The sequence below is a fragment of the Celerinatantimonas sediminis genome, from assembly GCF_046054195.1.
Classification (GTDB): Bacteria; Pseudomonadota; Gammaproteobacteria; order Enterobacterales; family Celerinatantimonadaceae; genus Celerinatantimonas.
This window is the reverse complement of the sequence record NZ_JBEQCS010000023.1, coordinates 34,037-56,192: the sequence shown is the minus strand read 5'-3', so window position 1 is coordinate 56,192 and position 22,156 is coordinate 34,037. Positions and strand designations below refer to the sequence as shown.

The 22,156-nt window shown below is 43.1% G+C and carries 18 protein-coding genes and 3 tRNA genes; 11 read left to right on the top strand and 10 right to left on the bottom strand.

The window, feature by feature from the left end; genetic code table 11:
* The first annotated feature begins 3 nt into the window (after nucleotides 1-3).
* The 4 genes from ABTQ23_RS19365 to gss all read left to right on the top strand — a co-directional run bounded on the left by ABTQ23_RS19365 (nucleotide 4) and on the right by gss (nucleotide 2,417).
* A tRNA-Lys gene (locus ABTQ23_RS19365) sits at nucleotides 4-79 on the top strand.
* 16 nt (nucleotides 80-95) lie between these two features.
* Nucleotides 96-171, top strand: a tRNA-Lys gene (locus tag ABTQ23_RS19360).
* Nucleotides 172-179: 8 nt separating this feature from the next.
* A tRNA-Lys gene (locus tag ABTQ23_RS19355) sits at nucleotides 180-255 on the top strand.
* A 293-nt stretch (nucleotides 256-548) separates the two neighbouring features.
* Nucleotides 549-2,417, top strand: coding sequence for a bifunctional glutathionylspermidine amidase/synthase (gene gss, locus ABTQ23_RS19350; RefSeq protein ID WP_408617407.1), 1,869 nt, complete (start codon nucleotides 549-551; stop codon nucleotides 2,415-2,417).
* Nucleotides 2,418-2,503: 86 nt separating this feature from the next.
* Here the strand turns inward: gss and ABTQ23_RS19345 are convergent, their stop codons facing one another.
* On the bottom strand, nucleotides 2,504-3,676 hold the full coding sequence (locus ABTQ23_RS19345; RefSeq protein ID WP_408617406.1) for a M20 metallopeptidase family protein: 1,173 nt from the start codon (nucleotides 3,674-3,676) through the stop codon (nucleotides 2,504-2,506).
* A 151-nt stretch (nucleotides 3,677-3,827) separates the two neighbouring features.
* Between ABTQ23_RS19345 and ABTQ23_RS19340 the strand changes: the two genes are divergently transcribed.
* The gene (locus tag ABTQ23_RS19340; protein ID WP_408617405.1) at nucleotides 3,828-5,117 is read left to right on the top strand and encodes an alpha/beta fold hydrolase; all 1,290 of its coding nucleotides are present in this window, start codon (nucleotides 3,828-3,830) and stop codon (nucleotides 5,115-5,117) included.
* Between the two features lie 92 nt (nucleotides 5,118-5,209).
* Nucleotides 5,210-7,057, top strand: a complete 1,848-nt coding sequence (locus ABTQ23_RS19335) for a M3 family metallopeptidase (RefSeq protein WP_408617404.1) — start codon at nucleotides 5,210-5,212, stop codon at nucleotides 7,055-7,057.
* An 84-nt stretch (nucleotides 7,058-7,141) separates the two neighbouring features.
* Here ABTQ23_RS19335 and ABTQ23_RS19330 read toward each other — a convergent pair whose 3' ends face one another.
* The 3 genes from ABTQ23_RS19330 to ABTQ23_RS19320 form a co-directional block, all read right to left on the bottom strand.
* The gene (locus ABTQ23_RS19330; RefSeq protein ID WP_408617403.1) at nucleotides 7,142-7,894 is read right to left on the bottom strand and encodes a hypothetical protein; all 753 of its coding nucleotides are present in this window, start codon (nucleotides 7,892-7,894) and stop codon (nucleotides 7,142-7,144) included.
* A gap of 89 nt (nucleotides 7,895-7,983) precedes the next feature.
* The gene (locus tag ABTQ23_RS19325; RefSeq protein ID WP_408617402.1) at nucleotides 7,984-9,225 is read right to left on the bottom strand and encodes an AAA family ATPase; all 1,242 of its coding nucleotides are present in this window, start codon (nucleotides 9,223-9,225) and stop codon (nucleotides 7,984-7,986) included.
* Nucleotides 9,215-9,847: an RNA ligase family protein gene (locus ABTQ23_RS19320; RefSeq protein WP_408617401.1), complete on the bottom strand. Its 633-nt coding sequence runs from the start codon at nucleotides 9,845-9,847 to the stop codon at nucleotides 9,215-9,217. The genes ABTQ23_RS19325 and ABTQ23_RS19320 overlap by 11 nt, the downstream gene beginning before the upstream one ends.
* A 304-nt stretch (nucleotides 9,848-10,151) precedes the next feature.
* On the opposite strand from ABTQ23_RS19320, the gene ABTQ23_RS19315 reads away from it, so the two are divergent.
* Nucleotides 10,152-10,667 (top strand): hypothetical protein, encoded by a 516-nt coding sequence (locus ABTQ23_RS19315; RefSeq protein WP_408617400.1) that lies wholly within the window; start codon nucleotides 10,152-10,154, stop codon nucleotides 10,665-10,667.
* Between the two features lie 65 nt (nucleotides 10,668-10,732).
* Entirely contained in the window at nucleotides 10,733-11,929 is a 1,197-nt protein-coding gene (locus tag ABTQ23_RS19310; protein WP_408617399.1) for an MFS transporter, read from the top strand.
* 182 nt (nucleotides 11,930-12,111) lie between these two features.
* On the opposite strand, the gene ABTQ23_RS19305 is transcribed toward ABTQ23_RS19310, so the two are convergent.
* A complete protein-coding gene (locus ABTQ23_RS19305; RefSeq protein ID WP_408617398.1) occupies nucleotides 12,112-12,789 on the bottom strand; it encodes a hypothetical protein in 678 nt (225 codons plus the stop codon).
* A gap of 308 nt (nucleotides 12,790-13,097) precedes the next feature.
* Between ABTQ23_RS19305 and ABTQ23_RS19300 the strand changes: the two genes are divergently transcribed.
* Nucleotides 13,098-13,709, top strand: a complete 612-nt coding sequence (locus tag ABTQ23_RS19300) for a superoxide dismutase (RefSeq protein WP_408617397.1) — start codon at nucleotides 13,098-13,100, stop codon at nucleotides 13,707-13,709.
* Between the two features lie 37 nt (nucleotides 13,710-13,746).
* On the opposite strand, the gene araC is transcribed toward ABTQ23_RS19300, so the two are convergent.
* From araC to ABTQ23_RS19275, 5 genes are all read right to left on the bottom strand, one after another.
* A complete protein-coding gene (araC, locus tag ABTQ23_RS19295) occupies nucleotides 13,747-14,586 on the bottom strand; it encodes an arabinose operon transcriptional regulator AraC (RefSeq protein ID WP_408617396.1) in 840 nt (279 codons plus the stop codon).
* A gap of 66 nt (nucleotides 14,587-14,652) precedes the next feature.
* A complete protein-coding gene (locus ABTQ23_RS19290) occupies nucleotides 14,653-15,171 on the bottom strand; it encodes a hypothetical protein (protein ID WP_408617395.1) in 519 nt (172 codons plus the stop codon).
* A 73-nt stretch (nucleotides 15,172-15,244) separates the two neighbouring features.
* Complete coding sequence (gene araA / locus ABTQ23_RS19285) at nucleotides 15,245-16,750, bottom strand: L-arabinose isomerase (protein WP_408617394.1); 1,506 nt, start codon at nucleotides 16,748-16,750, stop codon at nucleotides 15,245-15,247.
* A 14-nt stretch (nucleotides 16,751-16,764) separates the two neighbouring features.
* Complete coding sequence (locus ABTQ23_RS19280; RefSeq protein WP_408617393.1) at nucleotides 16,765-17,478, bottom strand: L-ribulose-5-phosphate 4-epimerase; 714 nt, start codon at nucleotides 17,476-17,478, stop codon at nucleotides 16,765-16,767.
* A gap of 5 nt (nucleotides 17,479-17,483) precedes the next feature.
* On the bottom strand, nucleotides 17,484-19,166 hold the full coding sequence (locus ABTQ23_RS19275; RefSeq protein WP_408617392.1) for a ribulokinase: 1,683 nt from the start codon (nucleotides 19,164-19,166) through the stop codon (nucleotides 17,484-17,486).
* Between the two features lie 377 nt (nucleotides 19,167-19,543).
* On the opposite strand from ABTQ23_RS19275, the gene ABTQ23_RS19270 reads away from it, so the two are divergent.
* Both ABTQ23_RS19270 and araG read left to right on the top strand, forming a co-directional pair.
* Nucleotides 19,544-20,569 (top strand): arabinose ABC transporter substrate-binding protein, encoded by a 1,026-nt coding sequence (locus tag ABTQ23_RS19270; protein ID WP_408617391.1) that lies wholly within the window; start codon nucleotides 19,544-19,546, stop codon nucleotides 20,567-20,569.
* A gap of 56 nt (nucleotides 20,570-20,625) precedes the next feature.
* Nucleotides 20,626-22,140 carry an L-arabinose ABC transporter ATP-binding protein AraG gene (araG, locus tag ABTQ23_RS19265; RefSeq protein ID WP_408617390.1) on the top strand — a complete coding sequence of 505 codons (1,515 nt, stop codon included), beginning with the start codon at nucleotides 20,626-20,628 and terminating at the stop codon, nucleotides 22,138-22,140.
* The last annotated feature ends 16 nt before the right edge of the window (nucleotides 22,141-22,156 follow it).

Here is a 22,156-nt window from a genome sequence, read left to right as displayed (position 1 = left end):
TATGGGTCGTTAGCTCAGTTGGTAGAGCAGTTGACTTTTAATCAATTGGTCGCAGGTTCGAATCCTGCACGACCCACCATCACCGATATCTTTTAGGGCTGTTAGCTCAGTTGGTAGAGCAGTTGACTTTTAATCAATTGGTCGCAGGTTCGAATCCTGCACAGCCCACCATCATTTATGGGTCGTTAGCTCAGTTGGTAGAGCAGTTGACTTTTAATCAATTGGTCGCAGGTTCGAATCCTGCACGACCCACCATATATTTAGCTTCCTAAACAAAACTCCTGTTCAATTTAAATATTGCTCCTTAAGCACATCTGTTGTTGGATTGCCCCTTGTCGTTTGCTTAATTCAATATGACTCTAGTTATTAAATGCATTTTAATACTTAGCTGCTATTGGTTTTAATTTACACCTAATGCTGAAGTTTATTGGCAAAAACAAACGCGGTGCTATGATTATCGCTTCTCCGTCTAGATTGTGCCTGAGCCAACGTATGGGGACGGACACGCTGTAAAAAGACTTAGGCATATTTGTCGATAAGGTCAACACATGAGTCAACAGACAACCGGGTGTGATGCGCCATTTGGTACATTATTGGGTTATGCACCTGGCGGGGTAGCTATTTATTCTTCTAACTACAGCAGCTTAGATCCGCAAAATTTTCCCGATGATATGCACTTTCGCAGTTATATCGGTAGTGAATATATGGGCCATAAATGGCAATGCGTTGAGTTTGCTCGGCGCTTTTTGTTTTTAAACTATGGCATGGTTTTTACCGATGTTGGCATGGCATACGAGATTTTCTCGCTGCGGTTTTTACGCCAAGTGGTCAACGATAATTTATTACCGTTGCAGGCGGTTGCCAATGGCTCGACAAGAGCACCTGTTGTCGGAGGGTTATTAATCTGGCAAAAAGGTGGGGAATTTAAACGCACCGGCCATGTTGCAGTCATTACGCAGTTACTTAAAGACAAAGTTCGTATTGCTGAACAAAATGTCCTCCATCATGTTTTGCCTGCAGGCCAGCAGTGGACTCGTGAGTTGCCACTACATATCGAAAATGGTCATTACACGCTACAAGATACCTTCAGTGATACGACTATTCTGGGTTGGATGATCCAAACAGATAATGCACTTGGAACACTTAAACAGCCGTCTGTTGCGCCTGAACAACTTGCCATGCATTGTGCTCATTTTGAGCGCAACGATCAGTTTCAGGGGCATTGGCTTGATGAGCATGAACCAGTGCAAAAAGCCTATATTGCGGCAAATGGCTATACCATCAATCAAGATCCTTATCGTTATTTTACGATAACCGAAGATGCCCACCAAGAGCTTGTCAAAGCTACCAATGAACTTCACTTAATGTATCTGCATGCAACTGATACCGTCTTAAAAGATGACAGTCTGCTGGAGCTATTTGATATCCCGAAAATTCTTTGGCCTCGATTACGAATGTCATGGCAGCAGCGTCGCCACCATATGATCACCGGGCGATTGGACTTTTGTATGGATGAACGTGGGCTCAAAGTCTATGAGTACAATGCTGATTCCGCATCTTGTCATACTGAAGGGGGGCTTATTTTACCGCAATGGGCAAACACCGGTTATGGCCAAAATCCATTGGGTTATGTGCCATCAGAGGGGTTACTTGAAGAGCTTACTGGAGCGTGGAAACACAGTGATGCACGAGAATTTGTACACATTATGCTCGATGATGATGATGAAGAACGCTATCACGCTTTGTTTATGCAAAAAGCGCTGCATGATGCTGGCTTTGAAAGCAAGCTCGTCGTTGGGCTTGCGTCTTTAGGTTGGAATAGCACAGGTGAGCTAATTGATGATGAAGGGCGATTGGTTAACTGTGTTTGGAAAACGTGGGCCTGGGAAAGCGCAATTGAGCAAATTCGTGAAGTGAGTGAAACTGAGTATGCTGCAGTGCCGATCCGCACTGGGCATCCGCAAAATGAAGTTCGTTTAATTGATGTGCTGATGCGTCCCGAAGTCTTAGTTTTTGAACCGTTATGGACAGTAATTCCAGGCAACAAAGCAATTTTGCCCGTTTTGTGGTCATTGTTTCCAAACCATCGTTATTTACTCGATACCGATTTTAAAGTGAATGAAAGCCTGGCCAAAACTGGTTATGCCGTAAAACCTATTTCGGGCCGCTGCGGAAATAATATCGATTTAATCAGCGCTAAAGATGAAGTGCTCGATAAAACCAGTGGTCAGTTTGTGGATCGCACGAATGTCTATCAACAACTTTGGTGCCTGCCCAATGTTGCGGGGAAATATCTGCAAGTTTGCACATTTACTGTCGGAGGCAGTTATGGCGGCGCGTGCTTGCGTGGCGATGAAGGACTAGTTATTCATAAAGAAAGTGACATTGAGCCATTAATCGTTAGCCATTCACACTAAACCTGCTCATTTAATCACTCTCAAAGCAGGCATTACGTCTGCTTTGAGAGCGTTCTACTTAACGTGAAAAACCCGTGAGTTTTAATTTAAGCGCCAACCGATTGCTCTGTTGCTAATACCTGATAAGCGATTTGTGCGAGCATGCTCGCCGCTATGGGTAGCAATTGATCGGGGTAGTCGTAATCAACATGGTGCAATGGGCTTAAGTTTTCACCGGAGCCTATGCCGAATAATGCACCGGGCCAATGAGCAATCAAAGAGCCAAAATCTTCACCCCATTTAAAAGGGTGCTCGGGAACGATAGAGTCCAAATTCAATGCATTGGCACTGCGTTGAATTATCTCTACCGCTGCGGGGTGATTATTGCATCCGGTAAAAGATTCAAGCCATTGAAAGTCATAATCAAGATGCTCTGATGAGCAAATCTCAATAAGCTTTTTCTCTAGCTGTTTTGCAACAATCTTCATTTGCTGGTTTTGCCAACAACGAATCGTGAAATCAACGCGGCCATCGCCGGGCATTGTTCCATAGGCTGGTTCGCCCATCTGAATACAGATTGGTGTTACTAGCGTAAAATCTCTCTGAGAGAGGTCTGTACAATTAAGCGTTTGCGCAAATTCGATGAGCTGCGCTATCGCATTGGCCGGACAAATGCCGGACTCAGGTTCTGCTGCATGTGCTGTGCGTCCTGTGAGTTGTATATTCAGGCTTTGCACGGCCGCTGTCATTGCCTGTTCTTTTAAGATAATTTGGCCAATCGGCTGTGCCGGAATATTATGATAGGCAAATGCAAAATCAAACTTAAGTCCCAGAGCGCGCATATCTTCAAGTGCCAGAGGCGCTCCTTCACCTGTTTCTTCAGCGCTTTGAAATAGTAGATAAACTTTGCCATTTGATATTGGCGTTTGAGCTAACAGATGAGCGCAACCAAGCAGTGATGTTGCATGACCATCATGACCACACAAGTGGCTCACTCCTGGTGTTTGGGAGCAATAATCGTGTTGATTGTGTTCTTGAATTGGCAGAGCATCCATATCTGCACGAAGCAAGAGCGTTGCTCCTATCTGGTGGCTATCCATGCAACATAACAAAGAGCCAGAGGGTAATAATTGCGTGGTAAAGGCGTTAAGTTTTGCCAACTCTTGAGTCAAATACTCTCGCGTTTTATGCTCGGCGCCAGAAAGTTCCGCTATTTTGTGTAGTTGATGGCGAATCGAAGGTAAGTCTGCAGCAATTTTTAGTGGCGCAAGAGCGTTCATAAAGCCGTTTGTGTTTGTTTTGTTTAATTTTTATCATTGAATAATTCACATCAAGATGCAATAGCTCGATATCATAGCTGCTGGTTTTCAAGCTCACGAACCGATATGGTATTGAGCATTAGTGCAATTATATTTGTTAGCAGGCCAAAGCATGAGCGCAAAGCAATTTCAGTTATCAGATATGCTCATTAGTGAGCATCAAGTTAGTGTCCCTTTAGATTGGCGCCATCCTGAGCAGAGTCCAACTATCGAAGTTTATTATCGGGAGGTGGTTAATGCCGCGCGCGCTGGCGAAAATCTGCCTCTTCTGTTGTTTTTGCAAGGAGGGCCGGGCGGCAAAGCACCAAGGCCACAGCCCGGTAACCCGTGCTGGTTAACTCAAGCACTAGAAACTTATCGCGTTATTTTGCTCGACCAACGAGGGACCGGACGTAGTAGCCGTATTGACGCGGCTTTAATGGCGCAAAAAACCGCCGAACAAGGACGTGATTATCTTCTTAACTTTCGTGCAGATAGTATTGTCAAAGATTGCGAATATATCCGTAAGTGCCGTTATCAATCTCAACAGTTTTATACGTTAGGGCAAAGCTATGGTGGCTTTATCACCTTAAGTTACCTCTCTTATGCCCCGCAAGCATTAGCCGGATGTTTTGTCGCAGGTGGCCTAGCCGGGATTGATGCCAGTGCTGAGCAAATTTATCAGCTAACCTATCAATCTGTTTGGGATAAAACCGAGCTTTTTTATCAGCGTTATCCCGATGCTCGTGCACGGTTAGCTCAAATTGGCGAGTGCCTTGCTAATGAAAATGTATATATGCCGGATGGCGAGCGGCTAACGCCTGAGCGGTTTCAGTCTTTAGGTATTTTGTTTGGCACAGGTGGCGGCATGCAAACGCTTTATTATCTCATTGATGAAGCATTCTTAGAGCATGATCGGCAGGCATTATCTGATACGTTTTTAGCGCAGGTTATGATGTTGGTAAACTATTGGGATAACCCACTGTACGCCGTTATGCAAGAGAGTATTTATGGACAAGGGCAACAGGCTACCAACTGGGCTGCGCAGCGTGTACGAGGCCAATTAGGCGGTCTGAAAGGCAATGCTGAATCTTTGCCATTAACTGGCGAGATGATCTATCCGTGGATGTTTGAGCAGGTTGGGTATCTTAAGCCATTTGCGCTCGCTGCGGATTCTTTGGCAAGCTTTAATGATTATTCTCCTTTATATGATTTAACTCGTTTGGCTGCTAATGAAGTGCCCGTTGTGGCAGCGGTGTATGCCAATGATATGTATGTGCCGCTCTCTTTAAGTAAAAGAACCGCCCAGTTAACCGCTAATGTCCAAACTTGGGTGACGGATAAGTTCGAGCACGATGGCATTCGCCAGTCAGCTGAGGTTTTCGATAAGTTATCTACGATGATGAACGAATTCAGTGCATAACATCATCAAGATACCGTATATACATACTAAATGAGTTGGTGTCCCCGAGCATTTTTAACTGCCAACTAATTAAATTTAAAGGTAAAAATTATATGAGCGCTACCGATTATTTGAATGATCTAAACCATCGCTATTTAGCAATTCACCGTCGCAAAGAAGATTTGTTTTGGCAGACATACATGGGCATTAGCGATGACCATGAAGGTGCGGCGGCAGCACTAGCGGATTGGACTAACTTTTTAAGTGATGCCAGTTATCTGAGCGCGATTAAAGAACAATTGGCGAAAGCTTCGCTAATAACCGATGAGCGTGAGCGTCAGGCAACTATCCAGGGGCTCAGTGGATGGCAGGCGATGTTCGAAGCGCATGCGATTGAATCGGCAGAGGCTAAAAAGCTCAAAGATGAACTGATTGCTTTTGAAGCCAAATTATTTGAGAAAAAACAAAATCATGTCATGAGCTATCTCGATGAACATGGGCAAAAAGTTGAAGCTTCGTTGCCGCTGCTGCGCACTGTGATGAACACCAATACTCATGAAAAAGTGCGACAGAGCGCACATCAAGCGCTACTTGATGTCGAGCAATGGCTACTTGAAAACGGCTTTTTAGAGCTGGTTAAACGGCGCAATGCTTTTGCCAAAGCGCTCGGGTTTGATAACTTTTTTGATTATTCAGTGACGAAAACTGAACATATGAGCTCAACTGAGCTGTTTAGTATTTTGGATGATTTTGAGCAGCGTACTCGAGATGCAAATTTACGCAGCTTAAGTGAATTATCAAAAAATAAAGGCGAACAGTCACTTAAAGCACATAACTTTGTGTATTCCTTTGCGGGCGATGTGATGCGGGAGCTAGACCCATACGTTCCTTTTTCGCAGTCACTGCGGCGTTGGGTTGAGTCATTTGGCCGATTGGGCATCGATTATAGCCAAGCTGAGTTAACGTTAGATTTATTAGATCGTAAAGGGAAGTACCAAAATGGCTTTTGCCACGGGCCGATACCGTCGTTTTATGATCAAGATAAATGGATTGCCGCCAAAGTTAACTTTACCAGCAATGCTAAACCGGACCAGATTGGCAGTGGGTATAGCGGTATCAATACCCTCTTTCATGAGGGGGGACATGCTGCGCATTTTGCCAACGTGAAGATGAATGCGCCTTGTTTCTCTCAGGAATTTGCCCCTACCTCAATGGCTTATGCAGAAACTCAATCGATGTTTTGTGACAGCTTGTTAGGTGATGCAGATTGGCTAAAAACCTATGCTAAAGATGCCAATGGCAAGGTCATTCCCGATTCAGTCATTCAGGCGATGATTAATGCAAATCAGCCATTTAAAGCTTACGAAGAGCGTAGCATCTTGGTGGTTCCTTATTTTGAGCGCGCGCTTTATCAGCTAGATGACAATGAGCTTACCCCAGAGCGTGTGACAAAGCTTGCGCGTGAGTGTGAGCAACAAATCCTAGGAATTGCTTGTAGTCCTAGACCTTTGATGGCGATTCCTCATCTGCTTAGTGATGAATCGGCATGTTCTTACCAAGGTTATTTGCTCGCTCATATGGCGGTTTATCAGACGCGAGATTTCTTTACTCGTCAGTTTGGGTATTTAACCGACAATGCGCAAATTGGTCCAATGTTAGCAAAACATTACTGGAATAACGGCAATAGCCAGTCGCTTGATGCGTGTATTCAGAGTTTGTGTGGGGAAGGGTTTAATGCCAAATATTTGGCAGATGTCTGTAATTTGACAACTGAACAGGCTTGGCTGGCTCAGCAGCAGAAAATCGCTGCCTTGAACTCTCGCGAGCGCGTTAGTGCAAAAGCGCTGAATGCATCGATTCGTATTGTGGATGGTGATACGCAAATCGCTGCAAATACGCACGGTGATGACCACTTATATCAGCAATTTGAAAGCTATATTGCACAGACTTACGGTTGTTAATCATCGATAAATAGAATCAGGGCGCAAATGCTCTGATTCTATTTGCATTTCGCTTGAGTCTTGATAATCGCTCTAGCGTGAAAGCTATTTAGTTGTTTTCGGGCTCCACGTCGGTGTACCAAAATGAACTTCATTTTGGTATTGCGACCAGACATCAGCACCAAGCGTACGACTTAGATTGTCAATAATCCTTTGCGTTCTTGCTTCAACTTGGCTGACTAATTCGACAAATGGCTGTTTAGGAACGGCAATATTTGCCAACTCTTCATCAAAATCAGGGTCTGTTTGACGGATATGAATCGCATCTTGCGTTTGGATGGCTTCAATTTGCCAGCCTTGGTCCATGTCGATAAAGGCTTTATCACTGGGGGTTTTTATCCAAGCGAAAAACTTCTGTATCTCAGATAAGCTATCATACCAAGGAAACGAGATATGAATGTTATTGGGAGTATTCCAAATCCACAGCCGTAACCAGAAATAATGTCTGATTTGTTCAAACGATTTTTTTAATAATTCAGCTTCTTCAACAATAGTTTGATAATAAGTTGCTAACTCTTGTTGGTGTTCAAATGCTTCACCACTTCGCGCCATTACTTCAACAACACGTTGAAATTTAGGAAGCTCTAACGTTTTATAATAACGTTCATCTTGGAGTTGTTGATGGTCGTTGGGATCCCCAATATAAAAATCATCTTGTAGGGGAAAACATATTTCCAATTCTAAGTTTTCTAACTTAACTGATTGCTCTATCCATTGCATTTGTAAGTACTCATTGCGGCTTTTAAGCAGAACTTGCAGCATCTTTAGCCGATGCAACGCAAGTTCTTCGGTTATCATTTTATGAATTTATCAATAATTTCTTTTTCAAGCCATTAGGGAAAATGCCCATGCGATATTTTCGCTATAATTGTTTGTAATTAAAGTAATTAGGGCTCTGTTATTGTTATAAATCGATGCGCCTCGGTTTTATCGGGCCACTGAAACTGGGTGAGCTGTTTTTCGATAACACTATTAGCGACTTGTTTGTGCTGGGCGCGTGATGCGTTGCGTTTTAAAATTGTCTCTTTTTTTAAATGAAACACAACTAATGTTGTAAGCGCATGATAACGTTTAGCCGTGTTAATGATTTGGCTGCGAAAATCACGGCGCAAATTGGTTGCATCCCACACGACATTTTGTTTTTTTGCCAGCGCTTGTTTAAAGCTATCTTTGGCTATTTGCATCACTTGCCCACGATTTTTCTGGCTTTGGCGATGGCCATTGTAGGTTTTACGAATGGCATCTAATGAGATAATTAGCCACCCTTGGTCGACATGCTCTTTAATCCAGCTTGATTTACCGCTGCCGCTTGGACCGCATAGAATATAAACCTCGCTGTAGCTTTGAGCGTGTTGATGGGTGCGCCCTTGAGCTTCTTGCGCGAGTAAGATCTTCTCACTAATTAGCTCATCCACGGCATAATGCTCGAGGTAGTGCTGTTGATAGGGGCTTGGCTTTTTCTCAAGTGGTTGGCAGATGTTTTGGAAAATCTCTTGATGGGAATTGCCCCAAAGTTGGTATTCCTGACAAAACATTTTAAATTCATCTAATAGCATTAGTTGTTCGGTTTTATCGGCGCAAATTCTGCCTTGCATATCGGCATATTCCAACCAATACAGCAGCTCACAGTCAGCGTTGAGCGCTAATTTCAGATACTGACCAAAAGATTCATTTTTTATAACCAGAAGCTTCGGTATGTGGTGATAACCCACTAATTGCAAAATTAGCTCAACAGTCTCATATTCAAGACAGAGCTCCATGAGAGGATAGACGAGGTTATCTCGTCCTACTTGTTCATGATGAGGGCTAACAATGCGAACTTGTTCGTTAATCAGCCGCGATTTTGTGCATAAAGGTTTAGCAATATCGTGTAGTAACGCCGCTAAAATAATCGCTTGTCTTTGATTGTCTTTTATATGTGAAGCTTGGGTTGTTAAAAGCCGGTATAACGCCGATAACACCATATCGGTATGAATAGCCACATTACCTTCCGCATGCCATTGTGCGTCTTGTTCAGTTGCTTGAAGCTCATTTAATAACTTAATGGTTGCCGACAGATAGCTCTGACATTGAGCAAAATCAGGTGTTGCTTCATATTTAAGTGAATTAAGCCAATCGTTAAGAGTCATCACGACTCCTTAGGCCATTGGCACTAATGGTTTGAAACATCCAATGTTTTGTCGTATTGACGTGTCCTCGGCGTACCCATTTGGCGATGCTTTGGCTAAAGTCATCAAAATGGAAGTGATCTTGGATACGCACAACGTAACCTTCTTGGTGTGTTGTATCGAGCTTTAATTGGCGCAGCTTCGCTTCATCCCATAATCCTTGATAGAGCACTGGCACTGTGCAAAGGCGAAGTTCGCTAGCCATCTGGCAGGTGTCTTGCCAATTTAGGCAAATGTTTTGTTCATTCCAGATAGAAAACACCATAAAGTAGCTGGGAAGCTCATCATAGCTGATTGAATGGCGGGCATAGAGATTTTCGCCGCAGATGCGCCAACCTTCTGGAATTTGCCAGCCAATTTTACCGTGCAGGGCGCTTACCCAACTTCGCGATGGGTGATAGCGGCTATCAATGGAGCGGGCGTGTAATCCATCTCGATACAAAGTGGTATTTTCGCCATCCATTTTCTCGGTGACGACGATGTTTTTTCCCTGAAAGTGATTGGGTGTTGTTAATTTAACATCATCACTACTTAAACTTTCTGACCAGGGCAGATGAGGGGTCCTAGGATATTTAAAGCGCATAATTATTTTTCCTCGCTGTTTATACAAAATTAAAAAACAGGTGCCCAATATCCTCTCAGTTATAACCGAGATAGCATTGGGTTAAGCGAGGCATTACATAACTATGTCCTTAAAATAAAAAGTGGGTAAAGCAATTGGCGACATAAGCTAACTTGTACTGTTTTAGTTGTCAATTAAAAATAAACCAATAGATAATTCTGAGCGTAGCTAAAGTATGATTAGACGCTATACGCTTTTAATCGCAGCGATGTACAACTTTTTCAAAGGTCGCAATCAATAAGCGACTTAACGAAGTAAAAATCTAATGAGTTATTCAAAACAAGATCATCAAGATATTAAAGAAAATTTGCGTAACTATCCCAAGATGAACTATCTATCTGAACGGGTTGCAAATATCCAAGAACGCCATCCATTTTGGCTCCCAACTATTTTAATTGGTGAAAGCGGTTTTGCTCAATTTGAGATAAAAAATGAGATTGCTCCTGTTTCAGCTCAAGCATCGAGTCAGCTTTGGCAACAATTGCGTCAATTTAATGCTGCTCTGCCGGATTCGATGGATTGGATGATCTCAATTGACTCTTTAGATCAATGGATGCTGGTAAATGTGGAGGTTGGGGCGAACGTTATCGATGCATTGAGCTTGTATGAAGATTTCTGTGAGTTTGTGGCAGTCGATAAAGCGCAGCGTTATGTCATTGCCGCCTATACTGAGAATATTTCAAGTTATCGAGATGAATTGCAGCTTTATTGTCTGCTCATTGAAAAAGCCGATGAGAAAATGAGTTTTTACGATACAACAAATCGCCTTGTATATCCGTAACGTGATTGGCGATACAGCCAATAAGGCGTAATATAACTCAATAAGTTATTGGTGGAATTTTTATTATGGATGGCGAGTTGTCGGCCTCCCGGCGCCTTGGGCAAATTTTTTCAGTCGTTGTATATACATTTGTATGTTATTTTTCCATTGCACTGCCTTTAGCAGTATTACCTTCATTTGTTTATCACACTCTTGGGTTTAGCCCATTTATGGCTGGGTTTATTATCAGTGCTCAGTCGATTGCAACATTGATTACCCGTCCGCAAGCGGGGCGCTATGCGGATTTAATTGGTGCTAAAAAGGTTGTGGTGATCGGCCTTATTTGCTGCGCATTAAGCGGCTTGTTTTATGTCTTTGGTTTTTGGCTTAAAGCAACGCCTTGGATGTCGTTAGGGATTATCTTTATTGGTCGTTTATTACTGGGTTGGGGCGAAAGCTTTACCAGTACCGGCTCAATGTTATGGGGCTCGACACTGGTCGGTTCTAAACATATCGCGCAGGTGATCTCGTGGAATGGGGTTGCAACTTATGGTGCAATCGCTATTGGGGCACCTGTTGGGGTTTGGATTGAAAGTGGCTGGCAACTACAAGGGCTTGGTATTTTCGTCATTGTCGTTGGTCTAGTGGCTTTTGCCTTGGCTTTAAAACGTGCTCCAGTGAAAGTGGTTGCAGGTAAACGAATTCCATTTCATCAAGTCCTTGGTCGGATCTGGCCATTTGGTATGGGTTTGGCGCTGTCATCAGTTGGGTTTTCAGTCGTTACGGCGTTTATTACCTTGTATTTTGCCGCCCACCATTGGTTAGGGGCCGCTTATACGCTAACTTTGTTTAGTGTTGGGTTTATGGGCATGCGGCTCTTGTTTGGCCAAACCATCAACCGTTATGGCGGTTTACGGGTATCATTATCATCATTGGTGATTGAAACAGTTGGTTTATTATTAATTGGTTTTGCCCCAAATGTTTGGGCCGCTGTAGTTGGCGCATTTTTAACCGGGACTGGTTTTTCCTTGATTTTCCCAGGGTTAGGGGTTGAAGCGGTTAAACAGGTTAGTGCTGAGAACCAAGGGTCTGCACTAGGTACTTATTCAGCCTTTTTTGATCTCTCTTTGGCGGTAGCTGCGCCTCTAGCCGGGGTGGCAATTAGTTACACTGGGCTGGCTTCTATCTATCTGTATGCCGGTGGATTAGTGTTTATCGCGGCGATTATGACTCGGCAGATGATTGCTCGGCGAGCCAAAGCTCTATTGGTTCATGAACAGTGATTCAGCCATGTTCTTTCATTAAAAGAGCGGGCAGATAGCAAGTTAATAGTTTAAATCCGATATCGTTATGGTATCGGATTTTTATTACCTGTTTGAGAGCTTATAACAGGCCAGATTAGTGGGCTTATAAAAATGAAAAAGCCAGTTAGAATGGCTCCAACTGGCTTTTTGCACAGGACTCTTTATGATTGCTCTTTACTAAAAATTGGACTGCTCTGCAGGCGTTTTGTAAGCGCTTGCTCAATGCGAAAACTCCAGCCCATTTGTGCTAAAAGATATTTGCCGCTAGCAACCAGTACAAAGCCATATCCGAGTAGTTCGACACCTTCCTCAGCAATGTTCTTCGCGACTCTGACATAGCCATCGCTAAGAATGACCTTCCAGAATTCCCCCATACCAAATAACCGGCTAAATACTAAAAGCGTCACGAGGCCACACACCATCATGATATAAGATTTGGATTGGCAAAATTCAGCAAATCCATTTAATACGCTGCCTCGGTAATGACGAGCTAGAGCAATGGCAACAAGCGATACCGCTAAGGCTGGATAGACCCAGAAGCCGTGCCAGACAAGATCAAATAGATCATCTAATTCACGAATAAGCAGGGCTGCGAAGAAGCCTGCAACTAACCCATAAAAACCGCGATGGTCTGGTTTATATACAGCTAGATAGATAAAAGTTACGACAATAAGTCCCAGAAATGTTTCCTGAGTGACTTCAGTAAGTGATATCTCCTTTACTTGGTCGTGAAAAATTGAAATATCGACATACATAATCCCAAACATTCCTGCAATAAATACAGAAAATAAGATAAAGCGACAAATCGCATTAAAGACAATTTGAGCGTTATTTTGCATACAACAAAACCTCATACAATGCAGGGTTAATGTTAAAGAACATAAATTAAATATTGCTGCATTATACCGCTAATTAACGAATTCATCAAACCAAAATATAAATATAACATATTGATTTTATTCAATAATAAAAATTTATTGAACGTTCATTCAAATATTTATTTCATCATTAAACAATTCTCATTCAAAATATAAGTAAAAAATTTGTTAACTAATTTATAAAGATATTGAATTTTAGTAATAATAAGCATTATCATTTGCATTTGTTAATAGTAATTATTTAAATTTTGTGTTCATAGGAGAGATAAATGTCTTATACATTACCTGAACTACCTTATGCTTATGATGCTCTTGAACCACATATCGATGCCCGGACCATGGAAATTCACCATACGCGCCACCATCAAACCTACGTCAATAAATTGAATGCCGCTATTGATGGAACTGAATTTGAGAAGCTCAGCGTTGAAGAATTACTTACGCAACTGAATGAATTGCCAGAAGATAAACGCCAAGCGGTTATTAATAACGGTGGCGGGCATGCAAACCACTCATTGTTTTGGACAGTAATGTCGCCTAATGGTGGGGGAGAACCAACAGAAGTAGTTGCAAACGCTATTAATAAAGATTTGGGTAGTTTTGCGGCTTTTCGCGATGCATTTACTCAGGCTGCAGTTGCTCGTTTTGGTAGTGGCTGGGCGTGGTTATCAGTAACGCAGGATAAGACACTTGTTGTTGAAAGCTCGCTCAATCAAGATAGTCCATTAATGCAAGCTCATACGCCTATTTTAGGTTTGGATGTGTGGGAGCATGCGTATTATCTAAAATATCAAAACAAACGCCCAGAATATATCCAAGCATTTTTTAATGTAATTAACTGGCCCGAAGTTGAAAAACGTTACTTGGCAGCTATCGCCTAATCGTAGAAGAGGTAGCTTTCTGCTACCTCTTTATCGTTTAACTAATCTGTTCGCGAAATTTTTTCGGGCTCACACCCGCGATGCGTTTAAAGACGCGAGAAAAATATAATGGGTCGCTATAACCAATCATACGACTAATTTTGTTGATGGAATGGTTTGTGGTTAAGAGTAATTGTTTCGCTCGAGTAATGCGTTGATCATCTCGCCATTGAGTGATCGTCATTCCCATTTCAGCGCTAAAAAGATGTCCCAGCCTTGAGGATGATATACACACCATTGCGGCTAGCTCATCGTTACAAAAATCCTCATTAAGATGCTGAGACATATGTTGAACCACTTCAAGAATACGTGGATCAATACGTCGTGACATTACATTTGGCTGCAATGTTTTACAGCGAATTAATAATTGTTCCAGTAGGTTTAGTGCCAAGTCATTGTGATAAGGATTGTCACTTTTTGCCGAATGTTCAATATCGACAAATAGTGGCTCAAGCTTGGTCATAATCTCTGGTTCTAGATTGCGGGTTACAAAAACTCCCTGCTGGTTATTTTGCCAGTTTAACCAGTCGGACCAAAATGCTCTTGGCCGAAAATAGATCCAGCGATGAAACCAGTTTGAACAGCTGGGTTGTCGCCGATAAAAGTGGGCAACACCAGGCGGAAACAGTAACAGGTCGCCTTCTTTGACCTCAAAGGCGTTGTCTGCTGAAAAAATACGGCCTTGTCCTTTAATCGTCAAATTAATGATATAGCCTTTCATCCCGCCGGGGCGATCAATCGTGAAGTCTAGGTCATTACCTTCAATGATTGACGTTAAGCCAGCGACTAGATGGGCATCAAAATTATAACCAGGTTTTAGCGGATCAGTCTGTTGCATGAATACTCAACATTGCATTAACACCTTGAGATAAGGATATAAAATTCTTTATCTAAACACACATATCTATGTCACATTCTGATTAAAAGATATGGATAATGTCGCTGCGAAATGATCGGAAATAAAAAGTGCTTCCGGAATTCGGCTGAACTGGCTTCTTGAACTATGAACGAAATACGCATCATCTGTTAAATAAAATGCTGAAGGGCGCTTATCGTACTGTGCAAAATTCAGTTTATGCTGCAGTTGAATATGGGCTGGGCTTTCAACTCGTGCCAAATAATCAATCGTTAGCTGGGTGTTCGATAAGGAAAAAGTGAGGCTCAAAGAGAGCCGTTCCTGTGGGCAAAAGCTCCAAATTTCATGGTGTGATTCATGGCTTCTGCTGTGCCATATAAGCTCTGCTGGAACGATGGGAACATGATTTAATTGGATATCTAATGTTGCGCCAAGTGGTTCACAATGAGGACCAACCAGTTTAAATTCGCCACTATTAGATAATTGAAGCTGATAATGCTCATTACTAAGACAGGGAAGATAAGGCGTCTCGGGAGGGGTATCGGATATATCATCGGTGCTTAGCATAAAAAGTGGCTCCTCATGAGCTATAAATAAAAAACATCAAGCCCATTTAGGGCCTGATGTATTTTTATAAAGATTAAATCCCTTGTTTTAGACGATAATACAAGCTGTTTTGACGCAGTTCGTTTTTGAAGCCCTGTACGGTTGTATCGTTATTAATAATAACGATTTCAGTATCAACCAATTCAGCATAGCTAATTAAAGTGTCAAGGCTGACATCGTGGCTACTGACTGTATGGTGAGCACCACCGGCATAGATCCACGCTGCTGCAGCTGTTTCAAGGTTAGGCTGAGGCTGCCACAGTGAACGACCAACTGGCAGTTTAGGCAGGTCATGTTCAGGAGTCACACAGTCAATCTGGTTAACGACTAAACGGAAACGATTTCCCAAATCAATCGGTGCTACGTTAATTGCTGGGCCTTTTTTGCCGTTGAAAATAAGGCGAGCGACGTCGCAGTTACAACCGATTGTATGGCGATGAATTTCCAAGCTTGGTTTTGCATCGGCAATAGTTGGACAAACTTCCAACATATGTGCACCTAAAATTTGGTCAGTTGAACCAAAGTTGTAGGTGTAATCTTCCATAAATGAAGTGCCACCGTTACGTCCTTGGCCCATGACTTTCATGATGCGGGTCATCGCTGCTGTTTTCCAGTCACCTTCACCGCCATAACCATAACCTTTCGCCATTAGTCGCTGTGTTGCAAGCCCTGGCAAGTTAGTTAAGCCATCGAGGTTTTCAAAGTTATTGGCAAAAGCTTTGGCACCTACATCGCTTAAGAATGCTTCCATGCCTAATTCTAGACGAGCATCATTAGCAATAATTTTGCGAGTTGCACTGTCAGTCAAAAGACCCGGTGCAACATCATATGTTGTTGCATATTCTTCAAGCAGAGCATTAACATCGGCATCAGCCACAGCATTTACAGCTTCTGCCAGTTCACCTAAGCTATACGCGTTAACTTCATAGCCAAATTGAATTTGCGCCCCAACTTTATTGCCTTCTGTAACTGCGACTTGACGCATGTTATCGCCAAAACGAGCAACTTTGAGCTGATGACCTTCTGCCCAGCCAAGTGCTGCGCGAGCCCAGTCATCTAACTGCTGGTGAACGCGTTTATCTTGCCAGTGGCCAACGATAACTTTGCGATTAAGATCAAGGCGAGTTCCGATGAATCCAAATTCGCGGTCCCCATGAGCACTTTGGTTTGTGTTCATGAAGTTCATATCAATTTCGCCCCATGGCAGTTCAGCATTAAACTGAGTATGCAGATGCGCCCATGGTTTGTTGAGTTCAGTTAAACCAGCAATCCACATTTTGGCTGGAGAGAAAGTATGCATCCAAAGAATCAAACCAGCACAGTTTGGATCGTTATTAGCCTGACGGCAGACTGTCAGAATTTCATCTGGGGTTTTTACTGTTGGTTTATAAACCAGCGGTAACAGAATATCGTTGCTTTCGTTGAGGCCTTTGACAATCTGTTCACTGTCAGCTGCGACCTGTTTTAAAACTTCTGGTCCGTATAGGTGCTGAGAACCTGTGACAAACCACAGTTGCTGTTGTTGGGTAGAATTATTCATAGTGACCTCATATATTATTTGTTGGTAGATTGGCCGTAATACGCATTTTTGCCATGTTTGCGTAGATAATGTTTATCCAGCAGTCCTTGATTAACAGGTGTCGTCGCGGCATTAATTTGTAGGGTATAAAGTGCCATACGAGCGACTTCTTCAAGAACTACGGCATTATGAACAGCATTGGCTGGGGAAGTGCCCCATGCAAACGGCCCATGTTCTTTAACGACAATTCCTGGAATCGCCATTACTTGATTTTCGTCGATATGTTCGGCGATGACTTTTCCCGTGTTGAGCTCATAAGCATTGTCAATTTCTTGCTGTTTTAAAGCTCGCGTACACGGAATCGGTCCGTAAAAATAGTCAGCGTGGGTGGTCCCAAAAGCTGGAATATCCATACCTGCCTGAGCCCATGCAACGGCATGTGTTGAGTGGGTGTGCACAATCCCCTGAATTTCTGGAAAACGTTGATAAAGCTCCAGGTGAGTTGCTGTATCAGAAGATGGTTTCATCTGTCCACCAGCCACTTTGCCGTCTTCTAGACTCACTTCCACCATATTGTCGGCACTTAATTCAGAGTACGGTACTCCGCTGGGTTTAATCAGCATAATGCCTCGTTCACGATCAATCCCGGAGACGTTTCCCCAGGTGAACGTCACCAAGTGATAACGTTCGAGATCCATGTTCGCTTGCCAGACTTGATGACGTAATTGTTCTATCGATACATCACTCATTACAATCATTCCTCTGTTGCATTGGCCTGAGTTTCAACGTATTTGCCCAGAGTTTGATAACTCTGATGGCGTTTAAGATAAAACTCATGACGCTGTTCATCGGGGTGATAGTGTTCGCAAATTCGGCTGGCCATTGCTGATTGGGCAGTTTTGCTATCGGTATAGACGCCAGCTGCCGTTGCCGCAAAAATAGCAGCTCCGAGTGCGCAGCACTGTTCTGATTCAACGACTGCGATTGGCTGGCCCATGACATCGGCACAGATTTGCATAACAAATGGCGATTTTTTAGCAATCCCACCGATCGCTATCACACGTTTAACATCCATTCCCTGACTGGTCATACAATCCATAATTGCTTTGGCTCCGTGGGCTGTTGATTCCACTAAGGCGTGAAAAACAGCAGGCGCATCGCTGCCTAAATTTAACTGGGTAATGGCGCCTGTAACTCGCTGGTTGGCGTAAGGTGTACGCCGACCACTGTGCCAGTCGACAGCCAGTGGTGAGTGCATGTCAGGTTGATAAGCTTGCGCAGCTTCACTTAACTGCGGGATCAGTTGATCGGCAATTTCACCAATTAACTGCTGAGTTTCGGCTTGGGCATTAGCTAAACTGGCAAGTGGCCAGAGCAACATATTTTTAAACCAAGCATAGATATCACCGAAACCAGATTGACCTGCTTCCAGAGCAACCATGTCTGGTCGTGAACTGCCTATGACTTGGCCACAAATACCTTTAATGGTTTTATCGCCAATCACGTTTTGAGGGGCCATTAAAATATCACAAGTGGAGGTGCCCATTACTTTGACTAGATCGGCTTCACCTGCACCAGCGCCCACAGCCCCCATGTGGCAGTCAAACTCACCAATAGCAATAGCTATTCCTTCGTTTAATCCAAGTTTTTCAGCCCACTCTTTGGACAGTTCTCCAGCTTTTTCTTCGGCGGTATAAACTTTGTCAAACATCCGCTCGCGGATGCCCTCAAATGTTGGGGAGATGGCACTTAAAAAGTCTTGTGCGGGAAGCCCCTGCCAACTGTCATGCCAAAGCGCTTTATGACCTGCTGCGCAGATCCCGCGTTTAAGAAGATGAGGAGCTGTATTGCCACTTAAAAGAGCGGGGATCCAGTCGGCTAGTTCAACCCAGCTATAGGCATTTTTCGCTACGGATGCATCAGCTTCCATAATGTTTGCGGCTTTAGCCCAGAACCATTCTGAAGAATAAACGCCACCGACAAAATTAGTGTAGTCGGGGAATTTTCCGCCGTGAGCCAGCTCATTAATTCGTTCAGCTTGGGCAATACTGGTGTGGTCTTTCCACAAGATAAACATCGCATTTGGATTTTCTGCAAACTCTGGGCGAAGCGCTAAAATTTGCCCATCCGCATCGATAGGTGCCGGTGTTGAACCGGTTGTATCAACACCGATGCCCACAACATAAGAAGCTGCTTCTTTAGGTAATTCACCAAGAGCTGTTTGAATCGATTGGGTCATCGATTCCATGTAATCCAACGGATGATGTCGAAATTGAGTATGAGGGGCGTCGCAAAATTGCCCTTTTTGCCAACGTGAATAATAACTTACTCCGCTACTAAGCTCTGCGCCGTTCGCTGTATCAACCACGAGTGCTCGAACAGAGTCCGATCCAAAATCAAGGCCGATAACATAAGCTTTAGGTTGAGTCGCTGCCATGTGATGCTCCACGAAACTAAATAATTAATGTGTTTTATTAAAAGCATCTTAAGAGGCTATTCCCATACGATATCTAGCTACAAATATGGACGAAATTGCTGCGGTGATTTAAATGAGATCTAAGCAACACTCTGGGTAATGACGAAAAATTTTTTAAGTAAAACCAACGGTTCGCTCACATTTCACTCAAAACGGTTATTAATTGATCTAATTATAAGTTTTTATTAAAGAATTGGGATTTTAATCATAGTTAATATTGCTATAAATATGGATTTTATTGCTATCTAATTGACTTGTGATAAGGGTCACTACCCTAAATTTCAATCTTCTACTATTTAGATTATGACTCTGTATCAATGACATTTGGAGTAACAACAATGAAAGCTTTGACCAAGGGATTGATTGCTGCAGCTCTGGCAAGTGCTGCGTTATTGAGCCAATCAGCAAATGCGTTTTGGGGAAGTAGTAAGGATGATCAACTTAAGCTTGGATATTTAGTAAAACAACCTGAAGAAGCATGGTTCCAGACTGAATGGGCCTTCGCCGATAAAGCAGGTGAAAAATATCATTTTGATGTTCTAAAAATGGCGGTTCCTGATGGGGAAAAAACCTTAAATGCTATTGATACGTTAGCAGCTTCAGGCGCTAAAGGGTTTGTTATTTGTACGCCTGATCCAAAGCTGGGGCCAGCTATTATGGCGAAGGCCAAAAGCTATGGACTAAAAGTAGTCACGGTGGATGACCAATTTTTAAATGCTAAGGGCAAGCCGATGGAAACTGTGCCGTTGATTATGATGGCGGCAAGTGAAATTGGTTATCACCAAGGTGAAGCGCTCTATAAAGAGATGCAAAACCGCAAATGGGATGTCAAAACGACAGCTGTCATGGCAATTACCGCCGATGAGCTCGATACCGCGCGTCGCCGCGTTGATGGCTCGATTAAGGCGCTAAAAGATTTGGGCTTCCCGGTTGCAAAAATCTACCGAGTTCCAACTAAATCAAACGACATTCCAGGCGCGTTTAATGCTGGTAACTCGCTGTTGGTACAGCATCCAGATGTCAAACAGTGGCTAGTTGTTGGGATGAATGACAATACTGTGTTAGGTGGCGTTCGTGCCACTGAAGGGCAGGGATTTAACGCATCTAACGTAATTGGTATTGGGATTAACGGGGTTGGTGCAATTTCTGAACTTTCTAAAAAAGAAGCCACAGGGTTTTATGGGTCTTTGCTGCCAAGCCCTGATATTCATGGATTCAAAAGTATTGAAATGCTTTATCACTGGGTTCACGACGATAAACGTCCACCCAATATGACCCAAGTAAAAGAAGTTGTGCTCATTACTCGCGATAACTTCCGTGCTGAGCTTGAGAAAAAAGGCTTAGGTGATTTAGTTAAAAATTAACTCAAATAAGGTGCCTCATCAGGCACCTTAATTCTATGAGTGCCATGAGGTTTACTATGGGCAGCAATCAAAATTACTTCCTAGAATTTGACCACGTTACAAAGGTTTTTCCTGGCGTGAAAGCCTTAAGCGATATCAGTTTCGGCGTAGGGGAAGGGCGTATTCACGCTTTATTAGGGGAAAACGGCGCGGGAAAATCAACACTGCTAAAAGTGTTAAGCGGTATTTATCAACCAACGAGTGGATGTCTGAAAATTAAGGGAGAAGATGCCGCATTTAATAATGCCTCGGATGCATTAGATGCTGGGGTGGCTATTATTTATCAGGAACTTAACTTAGTTCCTGAGCTGAGCGTTGCAGAAAATATATTTATCGGTCAGCTTCCCACTCATTCGGGAATGATTGATAGTCGCAGCCTTCATGAAAGAGCCCGTACCCAGTTAGCTCGGTTGGGAGAGAACTTTGATCCCGCCACTTCATTGAAAAACTTATCTATTGGTCAGTGGCAGATGGTTGAAATTGCCAAAGCTTTAAGTCGCAATGCCAAAATCATCGCCTTTGATGAACCGACGAGTAGCCTGTCTCAGCGAGAAATCGAAAGCTTATTTAAAGTGATTCGTGAGTTGCGTGATGAAGGCAAAGTTATCTTGTATGTGTCACATCGCATGGAGGAGATTTTTGAGTTATGTGACTCTATCACGGTGTTTAAAGATGGGGCTCATGTCGCCACTCTTAATGACATTGAAAACGTGACTCACAACCAATTAGTCAAACTAATGGTTGGGCGCGAAATTCACGATATTTTCCATTACCGAGCACGAGAATATGGACAAATCGGCTTAGAACTCAAACAAATTGAAGGGCCTGGATTAAAATCACCTGTTTCTTTAAATGTGATGCAAGGAGAGGTGCTAGGTTTGTTTGGGTTAGTTGGGGCAGGGCGTACAGAGTTAACCCGATTAATCTTTGGCGCGGAGAAGGCAACTGCAGGTGAAATTAAAGTCGATGGCAAGCTTGTGCATATTCACAATCCAACCGATGCGATTCATGCAGGGATAACCTATTGCCCTGAAGATCGTAAGGTTTCAGGAATCGTACCGGTGTTGTCGGTGCTTGAAAATACCAATATCAGTGCTCGGCCTGACCATCTGTCTATGGGCAGTGTTATCGATAACCACTGGGAAAATAGCAATGCCAAAGAGCAGGTTCGTTCATTAAATGTCAAAACGCCATCGATGGGCCAGTTAATTGGTAACTTGTCGGGAGGAAATCAGCAAAAGGTTATCTTAGGGCGGTGGTTGTCCACTGAAATGAAAGTCATTTTACTTGATGAACCAACCCGCGGTATCGATATTGGTGCCAAGTCTGAAATCTATGAACTGATCTTTGCATTGGCTGAGCGTGGTGTCACGGTCCTTGTGATTTCAAGTGATTTGCCGGAAGTGATCGGAATTTCTGATCGCATTATGGTGATGAAAGACGGGCAGTTAACTGCCGAGCTTGAACGCAGTGAATTTAGTGAAGAGCGTATTCTTGAGTTTGCCATGCTTGGTAAATCTCAGGCAGCCTGAAGCATGAAAAAGGAGA

What these genes read in the sequence shown, in the direction of transcription:
- gss (WP_408617407.1), top strand. Translation starts at nt 549, where the DNA reads ATGAGTCAACAGACAACCGGGTGTGATGCGCCATTTGGTACATTATTG.
- ABTQ23_RS19345 (WP_408617406.1), bottom strand. Translation starts at nt 3,676, where the DNA reads ATGAACGCTCTTGCGCCACTAAAAATTGCTGCAGACTTACCTTCGATT.
- ABTQ23_RS19340 (WP_408617405.1), top strand. Translation starts at nt 3,828, where the DNA reads ATGAGCGCAAAGCAATTTCAGTTATCAGATATGCTCATTAGTGAGCAT.
- ABTQ23_RS19335 (WP_408617404.1), top strand. Translation starts at nt 5,210, where the DNA reads ATGAGCGCTACCGATTATTTGAATGATCTAAACCATCGCTATTTAGCA.
- ABTQ23_RS19330 (WP_408617403.1), bottom strand. Translation starts at nt 7,894, where the DNA reads ATGATAACCGAAGAACTTGCGTTGCATCGGCTAAAGATGCTGCAAGTT.
- ABTQ23_RS19325 (WP_408617402.1), bottom strand. Translation starts at nt 9,225, where the DNA reads ATGACTCTTAACGATTGGCTTAATTCACTTAAATATGAAGCAACACCT.
- ABTQ23_RS19320 (WP_408617401.1), bottom strand. Translation starts at nt 9,847, where the DNA reads ATGCGCTTTAAATATCCTAGGACCCCTCATCTGCCCTGGTCAGAAAGT.
- ABTQ23_RS19315 (WP_408617400.1), top strand. Translation starts at nt 10,152, where the DNA reads ATGAGTTATTCAAAACAAGATCATCAAGATATTAAAGAAAATTTGCGT.
- ABTQ23_RS19310 (WP_408617399.1), top strand. Translation starts at nt 10,733, where the DNA reads ATGGATGGCGAGTTGTCGGCCTCCCGGCGCCTTGGGCAAATTTTTTCA.
- ABTQ23_RS19305 (WP_408617398.1), bottom strand. Translation starts at nt 12,789, where the DNA reads ATGCAAAATAACGCTCAAATTGTCTTTAATGCGATTTGTCGCTTTATC.
- ABTQ23_RS19300 (WP_408617397.1), top strand. Translation starts at nt 13,098, where the DNA reads ATGTCTTATACATTACCTGAACTACCTTATGCTTATGATGCTCTTGAA.
- araC (WP_408617396.1), bottom strand. Translation starts at nt 14,586, where the DNA reads ATGCAACAGACTGATCCGCTAAAACCTGGTTATAATTTTGATGCCCAT.
- ABTQ23_RS19290 (WP_408617395.1), bottom strand. Translation starts at nt 15,171, where the DNA reads ATGCTAAGCACCGATGATATATCCGATACCCCTCCCGAGACGCCTTAT.
- araA (WP_408617394.1), bottom strand. Translation starts at nt 16,750, where the DNA reads ATGAATAATTCTACCCAACAACAGCAACTGTGGTTTGTCACAGGTTCT.
- ABTQ23_RS19280 (WP_408617393.1), bottom strand. Translation starts at nt 17,478, where the DNA reads ATGAGTGATGTATCGATAGAACAATTACGTCATCAAGTCTGGCAAGCG.
- ABTQ23_RS19275 (WP_408617392.1), bottom strand. Translation starts at nt 19,166, where the DNA reads ATGGCAGCGACTCAACCTAAAGCTTATGTTATCGGCCTTGATTTTGGA.
- ABTQ23_RS19270 (WP_408617391.1), top strand. Translation starts at nt 19,544, where the DNA reads ATGAAAGCTTTGACCAAGGGATTGATTGCTGCAGCTCTGGCAAGTGCT.
- araG (WP_408617390.1), top strand. Translation starts at nt 20,626, where the DNA reads ATGGGCAGCAATCAAAATTACTTCCTAGAATTTGACCACGTTACAAAG.